This is a genomic window from Cobetia sp. L2A1 (assembly GCF_009796845.1).
Lineage (GTDB): Bacteria > Pseudomonadota > Gammaproteobacteria > Pseudomonadales > Halomonadaceae > Cobetia.
This window is the reverse complement of record NZ_CP047025.1, coordinates 1,341,357-1,359,662: the sequence shown is the minus strand read 5'-3', so window position 1 is coordinate 1,359,662 and position 18,306 is coordinate 1,341,357. Positions and strand designations below refer to the sequence as shown.

At 56.8% G+C, this 18,306-nt stretch carries 14 protein-coding genes; 5 read left to right on the top strand and 9 right to left on the bottom strand.

Going from position 1 to position 18,306, the window contains the following annotated elements; translation table 11 throughout:
* Positions 1–50: 50 nt before the first annotated feature.
* The 3 genes from GQR90_RS05865 to GQR90_RS05855 all read left to right on the top strand — a co-directional run bounded on the left by GQR90_RS05865 (position 51) and on the right by GQR90_RS05855 (position 2,330).
* Positions 51–752 (top strand): CoA transferase subunit A, encoded by a 702-nt coding sequence (locus GQR90_RS05865; protein WP_158773292.1) that lies wholly within the window; start codon positions 51–53, stop codon positions 750–752.
* A 96-nt stretch (positions 753–848) separates the two neighbouring features.
* Positions 849–1,511, top strand: coding sequence for a 3-oxoacid CoA-transferase subunit B (locus GQR90_RS05860; protein ID WP_158773291.1), 663 nt, complete (start codon positions 849–851; stop codon positions 1,509–1,511).
* Between the two features lie 612 nt (positions 1,512–2,123).
* Positions 2,124–2,330: a cold-shock protein gene (locus GQR90_RS05855; RefSeq protein ID WP_024951638.1), complete on the top strand. Its 207-nt coding sequence runs from the start codon at positions 2,124–2,126 to the stop codon at positions 2,328–2,330.
* Between the two features lie 255 nt (positions 2,331–2,585).
* Here the strand turns inward: GQR90_RS05855 and gcvT are convergent, their stop codons facing one another.
* Positions 2,586–3,719 (bottom strand): glycine cleavage system aminomethyltransferase GcvT, encoded by a 1,134-nt coding sequence (gcvT, locus tag GQR90_RS05850; protein ID WP_442778541.1) that lies wholly within the window; start codon positions 3,717–3,719, stop codon positions 2,586–2,588.
* A 188-nt stretch (positions 3,720–3,907) separates the two neighbouring features.
* Positions 3,908–5,269 carry an alanine/glycine:cation symporter family protein gene (locus GQR90_RS05845; RefSeq protein ID WP_442778547.1) on the bottom strand — a complete coding sequence of 454 codons (1,362 nt, stop codon included), beginning with the start codon at positions 5,267–5,269 and terminating at the stop codon, positions 3,908–3,910.
* Between the two features lie 699 nt (positions 5,270–5,968).
* On the opposite strand from GQR90_RS05845, the gene gcvH reads away from it, so the two are divergent.
* Positions 5,969–6,361, top strand: a complete 393-nt coding sequence (gene gcvH, locus GQR90_RS05840; RefSeq protein WP_158773289.1) for a glycine cleavage system protein GcvH — start codon at positions 5,969–5,971, stop codon at positions 6,359–6,361.
* A gap of 239 nt (positions 6,362–6,600) precedes the next feature.
* The gene (gcvP, locus tag GQR90_RS05835; protein ID WP_158773288.1) at positions 6,601–9,495 is read left to right on the top strand and encodes an aminomethyl-transferring glycine dehydrogenase; all 2,895 of its coding nucleotides are present in this window, start codon (positions 6,601–6,603) and stop codon (positions 9,493–9,495) included.
* A 134-nt stretch (positions 9,496–9,629) separates the two neighbouring features.
* Here the strand turns inward: gcvP and GQR90_RS05830 are convergent, their stop codons facing one another.
* From GQR90_RS05830 to GQR90_RS05800, 7 genes are all read right to left on the bottom strand, one after another.
* Complete coding sequence (locus tag GQR90_RS05830) at positions 9,630–11,372, bottom strand: ABC transporter substrate-binding protein (protein ID WP_233266445.1); 1,743 nt, start codon at positions 11,370–11,372, stop codon at positions 9,630–9,632.
* A 206-nt stretch (positions 11,373–11,578) separates the two neighbouring features.
* Positions 11,579–13,585, bottom strand: a complete 2,007-nt coding sequence (locus GQR90_RS05825; protein ID WP_158773287.1) for a DUF4955 domain-containing protein — start codon at positions 13,583–13,585, stop codon at positions 11,579–11,581.
* A 227-nt stretch (positions 13,586–13,812) separates the two neighbouring features.
* Positions 13,813–14,085, bottom strand: coding sequence for a DUF2160 domain-containing protein (locus GQR90_RS05820; RefSeq protein ID WP_158773286.1), 273 nt, complete (start codon positions 14,083–14,085; stop codon positions 13,813–13,815).
* An 88-nt stretch (positions 14,086–14,173) separates the two neighbouring features.
* Positions 14,174–14,974, bottom strand: coding sequence for a carbohydrate ABC transporter permease (locus GQR90_RS05815; RefSeq protein ID WP_024951644.1), 801 nt, complete (start codon positions 14,972–14,974; stop codon positions 14,174–14,176).
* An 11-nt stretch (positions 14,975–14,985) separates the two neighbouring features.
* A complete protein-coding gene (locus GQR90_RS05810; protein WP_024951645.1) occupies positions 14,986–15,855 on the bottom strand; it encodes a carbohydrate ABC transporter permease in 870 nt (289 codons plus the stop codon).
* Positions 15,855–17,069, bottom strand: a complete 1,215-nt coding sequence (locus GQR90_RS05805; RefSeq protein WP_158773285.1) for an ABC transporter ATP-binding protein — start codon at positions 17,067–17,069, stop codon at positions 15,855–15,857. Before GQR90_RS05805 ends, GQR90_RS05810 begins: the two co-directional genes overlap by 1 nt.
* Positions 17,069–18,226: an ABC transporter ATP-binding protein gene (locus GQR90_RS05800; protein ID WP_158773284.1), complete on the bottom strand. Its 1,158-nt coding sequence runs from the start codon at positions 18,224–18,226 to the stop codon at positions 17,069–17,071. The genes GQR90_RS05805 and GQR90_RS05800 overlap by 1 nt, the downstream gene beginning before the upstream one ends.
* Positions 18,227–18,306 lie beyond the last annotated feature (80 nt).

Below are 18,306 nucleotides of genomic sequence, written 5' to 3'. Positions count from 1 at the left end.
CGGCATGTCGACATGGCTTCAAATACTACAATACGCTCAAGGAGATTCGCATGGCAGGATTCAACAAGGTGGTGACCAGCTACGCTGATGCCATGGCTGGCTTGCAAGATGGCATGACGGTAATCGCCGGTGGCTTCGGGCTGTGCGGCATCCCCGAGAATTTGATCCAGGAGATCAAGCGTCTCGCCGTCAAGGATCTGACCGTGGTATCCAACAACTGTGGCGTCGACGGCTTCGGTCTTGGTGTGCTGCTGGAAGACCGGCAGATCAAGACCATGATCGCCTCCTACGTAGGTGAGAATGCCCTGTTCGAGAAACAGCTGCTGAATGGTGAGCTGGAAGTCATCCTTACCCCGCAAGGCACGCTGGCAGAGAAGATGCGGGCTGGCGGCGCTGGCATTCCTGCCTTCTTCACTGCCACCGGTTACGGCACCCCCATCGGTGAAGGCAAGGAAGTGCGTGAATTTGACGGTCGCCCCTACATTCTCGAAGAGGCCATCAAGGGTGACTTTGCCATCGTCAAGGCTTGGAAGGCAGATCGCTACGGCAACGTCGTCTATCGTCATACTGCACGCAACTTCAATCCGCTCGCTGCAACCGCCGGCAAGATCACCGTGGTAGAAGTGGAAGAGCTGGTGGAACCCGGCGAGCTGGACCCAGCTGACGTCCATACGCCCGGCATCTACGTCGACCGTGTCATTTTGGGGACATTCGAGAAACGCATTGAGAAGCGCACTGTGCGTGCGCGTTGAGCCTCGCTCCGCCTGCACCGACTGTCTCAACACGCTATTTCTCGATACGGCAATGCGCCACCCGACGGTGATGGCGCTCAAGACAAGGAATGAATCATGGCTTTGACACGTGAACAGATGGCCCAGCGAGTGGCTCAGGAAATTCAGGACGGCTCTTACGTCAATCTGGGCATCGGGATTCCGACCCTGGTCGCCAACTACATCCCTGATGGTATCGAAGTGATGCTGCAGTCCGAGAATGGCCTGCTGGGCATGGGTCGCTACCCTTACGAGGATGAAGTCGACGCCGACATGATCAACGCCGGCAAGGAAACCGTCACTGCCATCGACGGTGCGGCCATCTTCGACTCAGCTGAATCCTTCGCGATGATCCGCGGTGGGCACGTTGATCTGACCGTACTCGGCGCCTTCGAAGTCGATGTTAATGGCAATATCGCCAGCTGGATGATTCCCGGCAAATTGGTCAAGGGCATGGGTGGCGCGATGGATCTGGTCGCCGGTGCCGAAAATATCATCTGCACCATGACCCACGCCTCCAAGCACGGTGAGTCAAAATTGCTGAGTCAGTGTGAGCTGCCGCTAACCGGCGCTGGCTGCATTCGCCGCGTACTGACTGATCTAGCCTTCCTCGAGATCAAGGACGGTGCCTTCCATCTACTGGAGCGCGCACCCGGCGTCAGCGTCGAAGACATCAGTCGCCTGACCGCTGGAAAACTAATTATTCCGGACCACGTGCCAGAAATGCAGCTCGATGCGTAAAAAGTAAAACCATTACTTTCTGCCCAACATTTATCCAATAGTGCTGGGTGATTCCGCCTATTCGACGCATCGCTTTTTGATCGATCTCTCTCAAGGTGTGATGGGCGCATCACACCTCCTCTCCGAGAGCCTTGATGGCTTTATTGCCATCCACCGACAGCGCTGCCATCGCTGTCGGTATTTTCTATCAACCCATTGATATTAAAGCATTTTATTACCTAAAACTACTCCTTCAGCAAGCACATCTCACAGCACTTTCATCCTCATGGCAGAGAAGCCGACGCATACTGCCGCAATCTACATTAATTCTTTCGCATAATATAACGGGATAAGAAGTCACCCACTTTGGCGCACCTTTCTCTTTGGAATTCTTGCAGCTCACGACGTGCGTATTTGCTCAAATCTACCGCACGATCATTAGCCAAACAGAGAAGTTTTCGATATTTCATTTGACCTTAGCGTCTGAGCAGCGCAGTATTGCTCTCGTTGGTTAGCAAGTCGAATATCGTCAGTCGTGATCGAAACACTTCGGTACCTGGTGCATATCCTCCTTGTTTTACCCACTTAATATCGGGTAACTCCCGGCAATATCATCAGTAAGGAATTACGATCATGGCAACTGGTACAGTCAAGTGGTTTAACGACACTAAAGGTTTTGGCTTCATTTCTCCGGACGACAACGGTGACGACCTGTTCGCACACTTCTCCGAAATTCAGGCTGAAGGCTTCAAGTCTCTGCAAGACGGTCAGAAGGTTTCCTTCGACGTCACCCAGGGCAAGAAAGGCCTCCAGGCCGCTAACATCAAGCTGGTTGACTAAGCTTTGATTTAGCAGGATGAGGCTAACCCCTCCTCCGACAAAAAAGCCCGCCTCTGGCGGGCTTTTTTGTGCCTGTCATTCCGGTCACTCTCTTGCAGCCCGCCTTCCTTCCCTCTCGCATGCAGGGTGAGAGGCGTCGATATAGGCTGAGTAGCGCCTGAACGGAATCACCGGCATGAAAAAGGGACTGCCATGGCAGTCCCTTTTGACGTTCTCATTTCAGCGCTATGCTACAGCACCAGCTCAGGCAATCCACTAGCCACGATAATAGCGCTGCTCAACGAATGGCATCTTCGTCACTGTCATCGGCAGGCGCTTGCCACGCACATCAGCAAACAGCTGCGTATCCAACGCGCCATGTGCCACTGCCACATAGCCCATCGCTACCGGCTTACCATACGTAGGGCCAAAGCTACCTGACGTTACGACACCGACAAGCGTGCCCTCATCATCGAACAGCTCAGCGCCTTCGCGAACCGGTGCACGCCCTTCAGCGACCAGCCCCACTCGCTTGCGGGTGTGATCCTTGTTGGCGATCTGCGTCAGGATGACATCTCCTCCCGGGAAACCTCCCTCACGTACCCCGCCGTGACGACGTGCCTTGCCCAATGCCCAGACCAGACTCCCCTCCACCGGCGTGGTCGTGGTATCCAGATCATGACCATAGAGGCAAAGTCCCGCCTCCAGGCGCAGAGAATCGCGTGCGCCCAAGCCGATGAACTCTACTGACTCATCAGCCAATAACATGCGTGCGAAACGCTCTGCTTCAGCATTTGGCACTGAAATTTCAAAGCCGTCCTCACCTGTATAGCCACTACGACTGACCCAGCAATCGATGCCATCAATGCTGACATGTGCGTGATGCATGAAGGTCAGCTCACAGGCCTCAGGTGCCAGACGCTGCATCACTGCGTGAGCCAACGGCCCTTGCAATGCCAATAGCGCACGATCATTGAGCACCTCCATGTCTATCGTCATCGGCAAGCCGACGCGTAGATGTGCGACATCCTGATCCTTGCAGGCAGCATTCACCACCACGTACAGATGGTCGCCCCCATTGACGATCATCAGGTCATCCAGAATACCGCCTGTATCAGAGGTGAATAATCCATAACGCTGCATCCCTATCGGCAGATCAACGATATCCGTTGGCACCAGGGTCTCAAGCGCCGCCTGCACATTCTCGCCACGAAGAATCAACTGCCCCATGTGTGAGACATCAAACAGGCCAGCCTTGGCGCGAGTGTGCTCATGCTCCTTCTTGACGCCCAGCGGATACTGGACCGGCATGGAATAGCCAGCAAACTCGACCATCTTGGCACCCTGCTCAATATGCAGGTCATGAAGTGCGGTCTGTTTGAGACCTTGCACTGAGGCGGAATCAGACATCGGAATTCTCCAGGTTGGCATGCAAAACTCGCAGACAGCCAAGGGGGGGACCCAGGCCGCGGGAGGCTAGTGAACTGAAAATCTGAACACCTGAGTGGAAGCTACCCATGCAACTCCCACCCAGTCCCGGTCCGCTGATCACGAGGACTGACGGATAGCCTCATGACTCATCACATCAGGAATATGTCTTAGCGATCTTCGCCGGCCATCACATCCTTGCCGTCGAAATAATCACGCGTGAGCTTGAAGACTACCGGTGACAGCAACGCCAGACCGATAAGGTTGGGGATCGCCATCAGCGCGTTGAAGGTATCTGCCATCAGCCAGATCAAGTCCAGCTTCGCCATTGCACCAAGTGGAATCGCGATCACGAACAAGATGCGATATAGCATGATTGCACGCGTGCCGAACAGATACTGGAAACACTTCTCACCGTAGAAGGACCAGCCAAGAATGGTAGTGAAAGCAAATACCGCCAACGCAATAGCCACGATGTGATCACCGACGCCCGGCAATGCCTGATCAAAGGACATCGAGGTCAAAGCAGCACCGGTCTCACCGGAAGACCATAGTCCTGACGTAATGATGGCCAATGCAGTAATGGTGCAGATGACGATGGTATCGATAAACGTACCCAGCATCGCCACCAACCCCTGACGGACCGGATTATTGGTCTGCGCCGCTGCGTGAGCAATCGGCGCGCTACCTAAACCCGCTTCATTGGAGAAGATACCGCGCGCCACACCGAAGCGAACCGCTGCCATGACAGCTGCGCCTGCAAAGCCACCCGTCGCGGCAACAGGATTGAATGCGTAGGTGAAGATAAGACCAAAAGCATGCCCGATCTGGTCGGCATTGATCATCAGAATGATGATACCTGCGACAAAGTAGGCGACGGCCATGAAAGGCACCAGCTTGCCGGCAACGCTGGAGATACGCTTGATGCCGCCCAGGATAACTGCGCCTGCCAGCACCATCATCACGATACCAGACACCCAATGCGGAATAGCGAAGGAGGTTTCCAGCGCATCAGCTACCGAATTGGATTGTACGGTGTTGCCAATACCAAAGGCCGCGAAGCAACCGAAGAAGGCAAAAGCGCCACCCAACCACGCCCACTTGGCACCCAGGCCGTTACGGATGTAATACATCGGCCCACCAACGTGAGCTCCGGTGTCATCCACTTCACGATAACGCACCGCACACACCGCCTCGGCATACTTGGTTGCCATCCCGACCAACGCCGTCATCCACATCCAGAAGATCGCACCCGGCCCACCTAGCGCAATCGCCGTCGCCACACCGGCGATATTACCCGTACCAATGGTGGCTGACAGAGATGTCATCAGGGCATTGAACGGAGAGATTTCACCGTCGCTGGCCTTGCCCGGCGTGCGTCCACTCCATAATAGCTTGAAGCCAGTACCCAGCTTTCGAATCGGCATGCCCTTGAGGCCAGCCTGAAGATAGAAACCCACCCCGAGAAGCAGGATCAACATCAATGGGCCCCACACGACGCCATTGATGGCGGTAAAGATAGAACTGATCATTTCCACGCAGATTTCCTCCGCTGAATTATTTTTGTTTCACGATTTTCAGTACACGCTTACGAGACGTCACATGACCTCATCATCATGTGAGGGCTCACATTAGCGGAAGCCACCAGACTTCACTAGCCCGACAGGGCTTTACGCTAGGTTGCGAGTCACATGCCACGTAAAAAATACAATAGATCGCGCCTTGCCATAACCTTTCATCGTGTGTCGTGTGGAAATCCAGTGAACAGCGCTCTTCTCGAGAACATTGTGTGAAAACTTGCAGGCTTCATCTGCTCACCTGATACAGGAGTAATTGACAGCACGGCAGTCGTAGCACAACATGGAAACAAGTTTCCTATACGAAACAAGCAGCACCTTAGCGCGAGTGTCACGACCTGGCAAGTCGGTACAAGGCATTCATCCAGTGCCACTCAATGGGTGCTTCAAGGCGCTCGCTGAAAAAGATATCGATCATCAACTGACACCATGGCAACCGGCCTTGAGCCTTCCAATACGGGACTCAGGACTCACTGAAGGATGAGACTGGACGTTGGCTGAATGGCAGACCACGATAGAGAGACGGGCGTCATGCACACTCGCCAAAAGTCGTAGCGGCACGCGGCATTCAGCCACTGCCACGCTTGGATACCTTCGTGCATAATGACGAACCGATTCCCTGAATCAGAAAAACTTTTCACATAGGAAATACTCATGAGCAATATTCCTGCCATGCTTAAGTACACCGAAAGTCACGAGTGGGTTCAGAACAACGGTGATGGCACCGTGACCATCGGTATCACTGACCACGCTCAGGAAGCCTTGGGCGATGTCGTCTTTGTCGAATTGCCGGAAATCGGCCGAGAGCTGGCGCTTGAAGAAGAATTCGGTGTCATCGAATCTGTCAAAGCGGCTTCTGACCTGTATGCACCGCTGGCAGGTGAAGTCATTGCCATCAATGAGAGCCTCGAAGACGCACCAGAGTCCGTCAATGAAAGCCCTTACGACGATGCCTGGATTCTCAAGATGAAAGTCGCCGATAGCGATGAGCTCGAGAAGCTGCTAGACGCTGAGACTTATACCCTGCTGGTCGAAAGCGAAGCCTGATGCCAGTCAGCCTCCTGCTACAAATGCCATATATTTCAAGGCAGGAGGCGCCCTTCACTCAGCGCATGTTTCGCCGCCGTTGAGCTTCCCTTGCAGCACCTGTTCATTTCACTCCCTTGCCTCGCCATCGCACATTCCGCGCTTCAAGGCGGGAGATACGCTGATGTCACACAGGCAAGGCGATGTTCCTCCCGCGAGCCGCCACTCTGCAGCTCCCGACGCAGCACAGGACTTTTTGCATGGCACACGAGACGCATACCCTGGCCCAGTTGGCCGGACACGATGAATTCATTTCCCGTCACAATGGCCCGACTGATGCCAATGTGGCGCGCATGCTGGCCACGCTCGGTGAAGACAGTATCGGTCAGCTGATTGACCGCACCGTACCGGCCGCGATTCGCCTGAATCGGGAACTGGAACTCGAAGGGCCGCGCACTGAGTCTGAGGCGCTGGACTACCTCAAGCGTCTCGCACGCCAGAACAAGGTCTTCAAGACCTATATCGGCCAGGGGTATCACAACACCCACCTGCCTGCCGTCATTCAGCGCAACGTGCTGGAAAATCCGGGCTGGTATACCGCCTACACGCCGTATCAGCCGGAAATCGCTCAGGGCCGTCTCGAAGGGCTACTCAACTTCCAGCAAGCCGTGATGGATCTCACCGGCATGGAGCTGGCCAACGCCAGCCTGCTGGATGAAGCTACTGCCGCCGCTGAAGCGATGGCGCTGTGTCAACGTGGCAACAAGAAGAACAAGAGCACCCGCTTCTTCATCTCTGACGACGTGCTGCCGCAGACGCTGGACGTCATGCGTACTCGCGCCGACTACTTCGGTTTCGAGCTGATCGTCGATGCTGCCGAGAATGTCGGTGAGTACGATATCTTCGGTGCGTTGTTCCAGTATCCAGGCAATACCGGTGAAGTGCGTGATCTGGCGCCATTGCTGGAAACCACTCGCGCAAAGGGCGCGATGACCGTCGTCGCCGCCGACCTGCTCAGCCTCGTACTGCTCAAGTCGCCGGGTAGCCTCGGTGCTGATATCGTCGTCGGCACCTCCCAGCGCTTCGGCGTACCGATGGGCTTCGGTGGCCCGCATGCTGCCTTCTTTGCCACGACCGACAAGCTCAAGCGTTCCATCCCGGGCCGCATCATCGGTGTCTCCAAGGATTCACGCGGAAACCCTGCACTGCGCATGGCGATGCAGACGCGTGAGCAGCACATCCGCCGCGAGAAGGCGACCTCAAACATCTGTACCGCCCAGGCATTACTGGCCAATATCGCTGGTTTCTACGCTGTCTATCACGGCGCTGAAGGCCTCAAGCGCATCGCGACTCGCGTGCAGCGCCTGACCAGCATTCTCGCCGAGGGTGTCACGCGCAGCGGCCTGAGCTTGCAGCATTCCAGCTGGTTCGATGCCATCACCATTACCGATATCGATGAAGGAAAAATTCTGGGCCGTGAGCTGACCCATGAGATCAATCTGCGTCACCACGGCGATGGTCGTGTCACGATCAACCTCGATGAAACCACCACGGCTACCGATGTTGCGGTGCTATTTGACGTACTGCTGGGTGAAGAGCACGGCTTGTCAGTCGCAGGACTGGATCAGGAGCTACTGACCTCAGGCTCCCGCGGCATCCCTGCTGCCTGCCGTCGTGACAGCGACTTCCTGACCCACCCGACCTTCAGCCGGTATCACTCGGAAACCGAGATGCTGCGCTACCTGAAGCGCCTGGAGAACAAGGATCTGTCGTTGACCCACGCCATGATCCCGCTAGGCAGCTGCACCATGAAGCTCAATGCCACCACCGAGATGATTCCCATCACCTGGCCCGAATTTGCGAGCATTCATCCGTTCGCACCTTCCGATCAAGTGGTGGGCTATCGTCAGATGATCGATGAGCTGTCAGCCTTCCTGGTCGAGATCACCGGCTACGACGCCATCTCCATGCAGCCCAACTCCGGCGCCCAGGGTGAATATGCAGGCCTGGTGGCAATTCGTCGCTATCAAGCCTCCATTGGCGAAGCTGCCCGCGATATCTGCCTGATCCCCAGTTCCGCTCACGGCACCAATCCGGCGTCTGCGGCGATGGCCGCAATGAAGGTGGTGGTGGTCGAGTGTGACGTCAGCGGTAACATCGATATCAATGATCTGCGCACCAAGGCTGAGCAGTACAGTGACAAGCTCTCCGCCATCATGATCACCTATCCGTCGACCCACGGGGTGTTCGAAGAAACCGTGCGCGAGGCTTGCCAGATCGTTCACGATCACGGCGGCCAGGTGTATATCGACGGCGCCAACATGAACGCTCAGGTCGGTATCTGTCGTCCCGGCGATTTCGGCGGCGATGTCTCACACCTCAATCTGCACAAGACCTTCTGCATTCCGCATGGCGGCGGTGGCCCGGGCATGGGCCCTATCGGCGTCAAGTCACATCTGGCACCCTTCGTTTCCAATCACGTAGTCACGCCGCTTCAGGGCGTCAAGCCGGAATGTACGGCTGTCTCAGCGGCTGCCTTCGGCTCCGCGGCGATCCTGCCGATTTCCTGGGCCTACATCAAGATGATGGGCGCGCGTGGTCTGCGTGAGGCGACTGAACTGGCCATACTCAACGCCAACTACATCGCCACCCGTCTCGATGGCCACTACCCGGTGCTCTATCGTGGCAAGAACGGCACCGTGGCACATGAGTGCATCATCGACATTCGTCCGCTCAAGGCTGCTTCCGGCATCAGCGAAGAAGACATCGCCAAGCGCCTGATCGATTATGGCTTCCATGCGCCAACCATGTCGTTCCCGGTCGCCGGGACCCTGATGGTAGAGCCGACCGAATCCGAATCCCTCTACGAGATCGACCGTTTCTGCGATGCAATGATCGCGATTCGTGCCGAGATCACGCGTGTCGAGCAAGGCGAGTGGACGCTGGAAGACAACCCGCTGATACATGCCCCGCACACTCAGGCAGATCTGATGGATGCTGACTGGAATCGTGGCTACTCACGTGAGATTGGCGCCTTCCCGAGCGAGCACGTCAAGGCTGCCAAGCAGTGGCCGGCGGTCAACCGAGTGGATAACGTGCACGGCGATCGTCAGTTGATCTGCTCCTGCCCGAGCATCGATCTATATCGTGACTGAACCGTCGTGACTGAAGCGTCGCGACTGATATGTCCGACAGCTTCTGACGGATGTGCCACATGAAAAAACGCCCCTGCCGGGAAACCGGCAGGGGCGTTTTTTGTCATGTCAGCATCAATCTGATGACTCGGACATCATTCTTTCCAACTCTTGAGTAGCTCATCATAGGCAATGGTCTCGCCCTGAGGCTTTTCATTTTCCAGCTTGGGCTTGGGTGCGCCCGGCTGGTCTAGCCAGTACTGAGCATCGCGTTCTTCATTGAGCTTCGGCCCGCAGTTCGGCATCACATTGGCTCGCTCCAGACGCTCAAGGATACGATCCTGCGCCTTGGCTAGCCCATCCAGTGCTTCCTGCGGAGTCGCCTCGCCACTGGCAGCCTGAGAGATATACTGCCACCACAGCTGAGCAAGCTTCGGATAATCCGGTACGTTGGTGCCGGTTGGTGACCACTGCACGCGCGCCGGGCTTCTGTAGAACTCGACCAGACCACCCAACTTGGGTGCAGCATCGGTCATCGCCTGTGACTGGATGTCAGACTCGCGGATCGGCGTCAGCCCTTCCAGTGTCTTCTTGAGCGAGACAGTCTTGGCCGTCACGAACTGGGCATACAGCCACGCGGCCAGACGATTCTTCTCCGGCGTGGAGTCAAAGAAGGTCCATGCACCCACGTCCTGATAGCCGAGCTTCATACCCTCTTCCCAGTAAGGGCCGTGCGGTGACGGCGCCATGCGCCACTTGGGCGTGCCATCATCGTTGACCACCGGCAGTCCTTCACGCGTCATGTCCGCAGTGAAGGCGGTATACCAGAAGATCTGCTGTGCGATATTGCCCTGGGATGGTACCGGACCAGACTCGGAGAAGGTCATGCCCTGGGCTTCTGGCGGTGCGTACTTGTCCAACCACTCGACGTACTTGGCGGTCGCATACACGGCCGCGGGACCATTGGTGGCACCGCCACGCGTGACGGAAGACCCGACGGGATGACATTCCTCGACCCGAATGCCCCACTCGTCCACCGGCAACCCATTGGGCAGCCCCTTGTCACCTGCCCCTGCCATGGAGAACCACGCATCGGTGAAGCGCCACCCGAGTGACGGGTCCTTCTTGCCATAATCCATGTGACCATAGACACGCTTGCCGTCCAACTCCTTGACGTCATTGGTGAAGAAGTCGGCGATGTCTTCATAGGCTGACCAGTTGACCGGTACGCCCAGTTCGTAACCGTACTTGTCCTTGAACTGTTTCTTGAGGTCTTCACGCTCAAACCAGTCCGCGCGGAACCAGTAAAGGTTGGCGAACTGCTGATCCGGCAACTGATAGAGCTTGTCATCCGGCCCGGTGGTGAAGTCCAGTCCGATGAAGTCGTCCAGGTCCAGCGTCGGAGAGGTAAAGTCCTTGCCATCGCCTTTTATCATGTCGCTGATCGGCACGACCTTGCCATAACGGAAGTGAGTGCCGATCAGGTCCGAATCATTGACGTAGGCATCGTAGATGTTGCGCCCCGACTGCATCTGGGTCTGCAGTTTCTCGATGACATCGCCTTCCTGGATAAGGTCGTGAGTCAGCTTGATGCCCGTTATCTCAGTGAAGGCCTTGGCCAGCACCTTGGACTCATATTCATGCGTCGTGAGAGTCTCGGACGCCACCTTGATTTCCATGCCGCGCAGCGGCTCGGCGGCCTTGATGAACCACTCAAGCTCGGACATCTGCTCGTCCTTGCTGAGCGTGGAGGGTGAGAATTCCTTGTCGATCCACTTCTTGGCGGCATCTTGATACTGATCCGCCATCGCCTGACTCGACAGCCCCGCCAATCCAGCGGCAGTGGCAAAGGCAATCGCGTAACGCAGGCGTGCAGGTCTGATCATCTGCTGACTCATGGGATGTCCCTTTATTGGCGTTATTGTTTTCAACCGCTTTTATCAACCACTTTTCTCGACTACTGCATGTTGGCGCGTGCTCTCGCTCATCATCTTTCTGCTGGCGCCTCTTCATTGACTCTTCTGTACTGACGTTACGTTTCTGGCTCCTTCTGGCAGGTGTCTCTTGCAACATCTTCTGCTCAATGAGCGTTCTCAGCTTCTGCTCAATGAGCGTTCTCAGCTTCCAGCTCATGCTGAGCACGATAGAGAGAGGCCGGTGTCACGGCTTCTCCCGGTGACTCGACGATGGCCTGTAACGCATCCATCGCCGGCAATTCAGCGTAATCCGTCACGCCCTTGGCATTCATCACACGTGCATAGTCATGCTGGCTGGCAACCCCCAATGCGCGCCCCGTCGCTCCCACGACAATCGGCATGATGACCTTGCCGTAATGGCTGTCGGCACGCATGAAGGGCCATGCGTCATGCGGCTCACCGGTATTGACCGGATTCCACAGCACCAATCCCCGGAGATGATTGGGCTGATGGCCCACGCTGGCACCCCAACGATCCCGCACATGGCCACCGCGCTTGCGATCAAACAGCGTGTCCCGCGATTGCTGTCCGTGTAGCTCAACGCCACTATCACCACCGTGCTCAAGTTCAAGGTAGACGTTATGCGTCGCGTAGCGTGCCACTCCGGGGGCATGCCAGGCATGACTTTGGTCGACTATTCTGTCTGCTAGCACCTGGTTGCTGTCACTTATCGTCATCGCGATGTGTCCCGGGGTGCCGGTCAACTTCACATTTTCAAGGGTTGTCTGTGAGCTATGACGCACCTTGATCCCTTGATTGAAATTGACGAGCCGCACGTCACGTATCCAGCTGTCGGTCACACCATCGATATCCAACAGGCCAAAACCACTGTCATCCTCGGCACTTCGATGATGCTTGAACTGTCCACGCCAGTTACCACTCAACGCCACCCCCTCCACCCCGACTTCCCGCGCAGGATGAATGCGCGCAATCCGCCACGATTCACCCGGAAGGCGTTCGTGCGCCAGCGGCAGCGAGAGCGTCAGACGCTTTCCCTCTCGCGCCACCACGCGATAACGTGCTCGCTTGACGACACCATCACGTTCAATCAACCAGCGTGGTTTGCCGGTCTTGGCGTCCTTCTCCATCTGGTAGGGGGCCAACGCGCGAGTCACCGCTTCAGGGCGCTTGTCGATACTCTCCAGCAGGACTTCATCACCCACTGCAAGCGAGGACGCATCTTGTGCTGAATCCGCCAGCATGACCGTATCTTGCGTATCAGCGGGCTGACTCCGAGAGCTTGCCGCCAGTGGCTGCCAGGCTTCCTGCTGGCCACCCTCGACCAGCGCTCTTCCCTCGTCCAGGCTACCCAGATGGAGTAGCCAAGGCGTGCTCCAATACCAGCTGGCATGTAGTGGCAGCATGGGGGCCGTCTGCTTGAGATGCGTGCTGCCACTGCCCGCACCTGCCAATGTCCAATGACTGCCTGCCAGACTCAGGCCCTGCATCTTCAACAGTGCCTCACGCAACACCTGCTGGCGCTCCTCATCAGCCACCGCTGCCTTGAGAGCAATCATTCGTGCAAAGAACCAGGCACGCTCTTCAACGCCATACAGAACGTAATCTCCAGCAGGAAAATAGAGCACCCCATGTCGCGGACTACTGTCACTGTGGTCAGTACTGTCCGCCTGCTGCCAGCGACGCATCGCAGCATGTGCCGTGAGGACGGCCACACGATCGCTCATCTCATCATCGCCGCGCGCACCGTAGTCAGTCACGTCAAAGCGGCGTGTGTTCTCATCAGCTCGCTGCCCACTCTTTTGCACATTGACGGAGGCCGGCAACGCCTCACCCTGTCGATAGCCAGCATGCGAGAAATCAGGCAACGGTAGTGCCACGCGCTCTTCAGCAGATCGATCACGATTGGCAAGCCAAGTGCTGCGATAACGCTGCCACAACGGCATGTCTGACACCGTCTCCTGCTTATCAATATCGTGCTCAGTCACATTCTTTTCAGGAGAAGACGGTTCAGTAGCAGACGGTCTGGCTGCCGTGGCGGATGTGCCTTGCGCCGCCGTTGACGCCTCACGTGACTGGCTAACCCAATACCCGATACCCAGCACACTGATGATGGCCAGCCCCGATAACAGCAAGCGAGTCATACGACGAGAAGCGGAAGATTCAGAAGACGACATTCAGGACAATCCTTGGCAAAACAGAAGCAATGGCAGTGATAGTGATGATGGCGGAGACTCCCATCAGAACCGCTTGGGACTCTTCTCAGTAGCCCGGGTTCCCTGTCGCTGTTTCCCCACACCTTATTGCCACGCTCTATTGCACGCCCTACCAAGGTGCCCGAGGGCAATGTCCTTTCATGTCAGGCGACCTCCCGCTTGACCGCCACTCTCTCTTGCACACGTGCCTAGCCCCACTTCATCAGCAGCAGCATCCAGATCACGCAGGCGATACTGGCGATCCATAGCACCTGATCGGTGAAGCCCAGCCACAACAGGTGTAGCCAGCCGCTGGAGAGTAGACCGATGAACAGGCGGTCGCCGCGGGTAGTGGCGATTGGCAGAAACCCCTGTCGGCTAAGTGTAGGCGTCGCAAACTGCCAAGCAGTCATGCCCAGCAGAATGATGCCAATTCCCGCAAAGAACAGTGTCGTAGGTAGTGTCCAGGCCATCCATTCCATGAGTGTTTCCTCTTACAGCCCGCCGTCGATATTTAGCGCGATGGGCTCAAATGAGGAGCGCTCCCGTGAAGAGCGCTCAAGACGCCGATCACACACGGCCTAGCGCGAAGCCCTTGGCAACATGGTTACGCACGAAGTAGATCACCAGAATGCCGGGAATCAGCGTCAGGGCACCGGCGGCAGCGAGTACGCCCCAGTCGATCCCTGAGGCCGAGACCGTTCGCGTCATCACCGCCGCGATCGGCTTGGCCTCCGTCGCCGTCAACGTGCGCGCCAACAGCAGCTCCACCCACGAGAACATGAAGCAGAAGAAGGCTGTCACTCCGATTCCCGGACGAATCATCGGAATGAACAGCGTCAGGAAGAAGCGTGGGAAGCTGTAGCCATCGATGTATGCCGTCTCATCGATCTCTTTCGGCACCCCAGACATGAAGCCTTCCAGAATCCATACCGCCAGCGGCACATTGAACAGACAGTGCGCCAACGCCACCGCCAATGGAGTGTCGAACAGACCAACCGAAGAGTAGAGCTGGAAGAACGGCAGCAGAAACACGGCTGGCGGTGCCATACGGTTGGTCAGCAGCCAGAAGAACAGATGCTTGTCACCGAGAAAGCGATAACGCGAGAAGGCATAGGCCGCCGGCAGTGCCACTGTCAGCGAGATGGCCATGTTGAGCACCACATAGCTCATCGAGTTCACATAGCCCATGTACCAACTCGGGTCGGTAAAGATCACGTGATAGTTATCGAAGGTGAAGTTCTCTGGCCATAGTGTCAGGCCGCCCAGAATCTCTTGATTCGACTTGAACGACATGATCAACAGCCAATAGATCGGCACCAGCAGAAACAGTAGGTAAATCGTCATTACCAGACGCTTGCGTGTTTTCATCACTCGTCTCCTCAGGCGTCGTCACTGTCCTGATGGGTCATCGCGGTATAGAACAGCCACGAGACCAGCAGGATGATGAGGAAGTAGATCAGCGAGAAGGCAGCGGCGCGTCCGAGGTCGAACTGGCCAATCGCCATCTGGGTCAGGGTCTGCGACAGGAAGGTGGTAGTGGTGCCGGGACCACCACCGGTGAGCACGAAGGGCTCGGTGTAGATCATGAAGCTGTCCATGAAGCGCAACATGATGCCGATCAACAGCACACTTTTGAGCTTGGGTAGCTGGATGTAACGGAACACGGCCCACGGCGAGGCACGATCAATCCGCGCAGCCTGATAATAGACATCGGGAATCGCTCTGAGACCGGAGTAGCACAGCAGCGCCACCAGCGAGGTCCAGTGCCAGACATCCATTACCAGCACCGTCACCCAGGCATCTGCCGGATTGGAAGCATAGTTGTAGTCAATCCCCAACTGACCCAACGCCCAACCATAGAGCCCAATATCCTCACGGCCGATGATCTGCCAGATGGTGCCGACCACGTTCCAGGGAATCAGCAACGGCAGGGCCAACAGAATCATGCACAGCGAGACCATCGCACCCTTGCGCGGCATCGAGAGTGCTACCGCAATACCGAGCGGTATCTCAATGGCCAGTACGGCGAAAGAGTAGATGAACTGGCGGATCAACGAATCGTGCAACCGCTCATCGCGCAGAATCTCGCGATACCACTCGGTACCGACGAAGAAGCGCGTCGAGGGATCAAAGATGTCCTGCACCGAGTAGTTGACCACCGTCATCATCGGGATGATGGCCGAAAAGGCCACCACGATGACAACCGGCAGCACCAGCCACCAGGCGCGATTGTTGTGAGTGCGCTGCATCAGGCCGCTCCTCCCTTGTTATCGACGACACCAATATCTGCGGCAGCCGACATCGGCTGAACATCCAGCAGATGTTCGTCCAGATAGAAGCGCTGCCAGCGGGCCGGTAAGCGCACACGCACTCGCCCATGCGGAATGACGGCATCTTCTTCGATACGTGCCTTGAAGACACAGCCACCGCCGATATCGATATCCACTACCTTGTAGGTCCCTAGATCCTGCACCAGCAGGACCTGGCCGCTCAGCCAGTGATCCGCCTTTTCAGGCTCGCTTCTTTCAGGTGATGCGGCCTCGAGTTCCATCGTCTCAAGCTCTATCGCCTCAAGCGCTACAAACTCGGGGCGAATGCCCAGCTTGAGTTCTCCCGAACGTTCGGCCAATGTCGCCAGTAATGGGCGGGGTAATGTGAGCAATGGTGCGGACTCACCCTCTCCCAGTCGCACGCCTTGTGCTTCAAGTGAGATACGCGCCAGATTCATGCCGGGCGAGCCGATGAAGTAGCCCACAAAGGTGTGAGCGGGGTCTTCAAACAGCTCGCGAGGAGTGCCGAACTGGACGATGCGCCCCTCGTACATGACCGCGATCTTGTCGGCGAAGGTCGATGCCTCGAGCTGATCATGGGTCACGTAGACCATCGTGATGTTGAACTGCTCATGGATCTGCTTGAGCTTGCGACGCAGCTTCCACTTGAGGTGCGGGTCGATCACCGTCAGCGGCTCGTCAAACAGGATGGCGGCCACGTCGTCGCGCACCAGTCCACGCCCCATCGACACTTTCTGCTTTTCATCAGCCGTCAGGTTACTAGCACGCCGCTGGAGCAGTGATTCCAGCTCCAGCACCTGGGCAATCTCACGTACCCGCGATTGCACCTTGTGTTCCGGTTGACGCTGATTGCGTAGCGGAAAGGCCAGATTGTCGTAGACCGTCATGGTGTCGTAGACCACAGGGAACTGAAAAACCTGTGCGATATTGCGCTCTTCCGGGGGTAGATGATTGACCACCCGATCATCGAAGCGCACCGCGCCTTCCGATGGTGCCAGCAAACCCGAGATGATATTGAGCAGGGTGCTCTTGCCGCAGCCAGAGGGGCCCAGCAACGCATAGGCACCACCCTGCTCCCAGACATGGTTCATGCGCCGAATGGCATAGTCAGCATCTCCACTCGGCGCGGCCATGTAGCTATGTGCCAGGTCATCAAGATGAATCGCTGCCATCAGACAAGCCCTCCTGATGGGGTGGCTGGCACGGTGTTATCAGCCCGTGTCGGAGAGCGAATCAATGCACTATCAGCCCCTCTCACTGCTTCTTCGGCATAGACAAACAACTTGTGTGCTGGCGCGTAGACACGGATAGCGTCATCGACATCAAAGTCGTGAATACCTGACAAATGCAGTACCAGCGAGTGATCAGCATTACTGACGTGCAGGAAGGTTTCGGAGCCAGAAATCTCGGCGATATCCACATTGACCGCAAACTCCAGGTCATCATCCGCCAATGGTGCGAGCCCCAGGTGACTAGGACGAACGCCGAAACGGTAAGCACCGCTTTCCAATCCCGCCAGCGGAGCAGGCAGCACGAAGCGACTGCCGTGGGAGCCCGCATCAACAGCACCAGAGAACGACAACTCGCGACCACGTACTTCAGCCTCGAATAGATTGATCTGGGGTTCTGAGTAAAGCCGGGCCGCCTCGACACTCACCGGATGGTGATAAATCGACTCGGTCGGTCCGGACTGCAGCACTCGTCCCTCGTGCATCAGCGTGGTAGTCCCGCCCAGCGCCAGAGCCTCTCCGGGCTCCGTCGTGGCGTAGACCGCAATGGTGTTACGGGTCGCGAACAGGCTGCGCATCTCATGGCGTAACTCTTCACGCAGTTTGTAATCAAGATTGACCAGCGGCTCATCGAACAGCACGAGATCGGCGTCCTTGACCAGAGCGCGTGCCATCGCCGTGCGCTGCTGCTGCCCGCCAGAAAGCTCCGACGGCTGGCGCTTGAGGAACGGCTCGATATGCAGCATCTCGGCAATTTCATGCACTCGACGACGAATCTCGTCGGGGGCCATGCGCGCCAGCTTGAGCGGTGAGGCAATGTTGTCGTAGACGTTCAAACTCGGATAGTTGATGAACTGCTGATAGACCATCGAAATGTTGCGCTCGCGTACCGGTCGGCCGGTCACATCTTCGCCGTTCATCAGGATGCGACCTTCATTGGGCACATCCAGACCGGCCATCAACCGCATCAATGACGTCTTCCCGGATAGGGTACGCCCAAGCAGCACATTGAAGGAGCCGGGCTCGAAGGTCAGGTCCACCGTATCGATATGGGTCTCGCGGCCAACCCGGCGGGTCACCGCCTCAAGGCTCAGGGACATGGCGCTGTCTCGTCTGGTGAAAGTCATCAGAGCGTTGGCATGGCAGCTCTCTGCCAAGTGTTCACGCCCACCTGTTGACT

Coding starts and splice junctions, on each gene's coding strand:
- GQR90_RS05830 (WP_233266445.1), bottom strand. CDS start 11,372: ATGAGTCAGCAGATGATCAGACCTGCACGCCTGCGTTACGCGATTGCC.
- GQR90_RS05865 (WP_158773292.1), top strand. CDS start 51: ATGGCAGGATTCAACAAGGTGGTGACCAGCTACGCTGATGCCATGGCT.
- GQR90_RS05825 (WP_158773287.1), bottom strand. CDS start 13,585: ATGTCGTCTTCTGAATCTTCCGCTTCTCGTCGTATGACTCGCTTGCTG.
- GQR90_RS05805 (WP_158773285.1), bottom strand. CDS start 17,069: ATGGCAGCGATTCATCTTGATGACCTGGCACATAGCTACATGGCCGCG.
- gcvT (WP_442778541.1), bottom strand. CDS start 3,719: ATGTCTGATTCCGCCTCAGTGCAAGGTCTCAAACAGACCGCACTTCAT.
- GQR90_RS05860 (WP_158773291.1), top strand. CDS start 849: ATGGCTTTGACACGTGAACAGATGGCCCAGCGAGTGGCTCAGGAAATT.
- GQR90_RS05810 (WP_024951645.1), bottom strand. CDS start 15,855: ATGCAGCGCACTCACAACAATCGCGCCTGGTGGCTGGTGCTGCCGGTT.
- gcvH (WP_158773289.1), top strand. CDS start 5,969: ATGAGCAATATTCCTGCCATGCTTAAGTACACCGAAAGTCACGAGTGG.
- GQR90_RS05800 (WP_158773284.1), bottom strand. CDS start 18,226: ATGTCCCTGAGCCTTGAGGCGGTGACCCGCCGGGTTGGCCGCGAGACC.
- gcvP (WP_158773288.1), top strand. CDS start 6,601: ATGGCACACGAGACGCATACCCTGGCCCAGTTGGCCGGACACGATGAA.
- GQR90_RS05815 (WP_024951644.1), bottom strand. CDS start 14,974: ATGAAAACACGCAAGCGTCTGGTAATGACGATTTACCTACTGTTTCTG.
- GQR90_RS05855 (WP_024951638.1), top strand. CDS start 2,124: ATGGCAACTGGTACAGTCAAGTGGTTTAACGACACTAAAGGTTTTGGC.
- GQR90_RS05820 (WP_158773286.1), bottom strand. CDS start 14,085: ATGGAATGGATGGCCTGGACACTACCTACGACACTGTTCTTTGCGGGA.
- GQR90_RS05845 (WP_442778547.1), bottom strand. CDS start 5,269: ATGATCAGTTCTATCTTTACCGCCATCAATGGCGTCGTGTGGGGCCCA.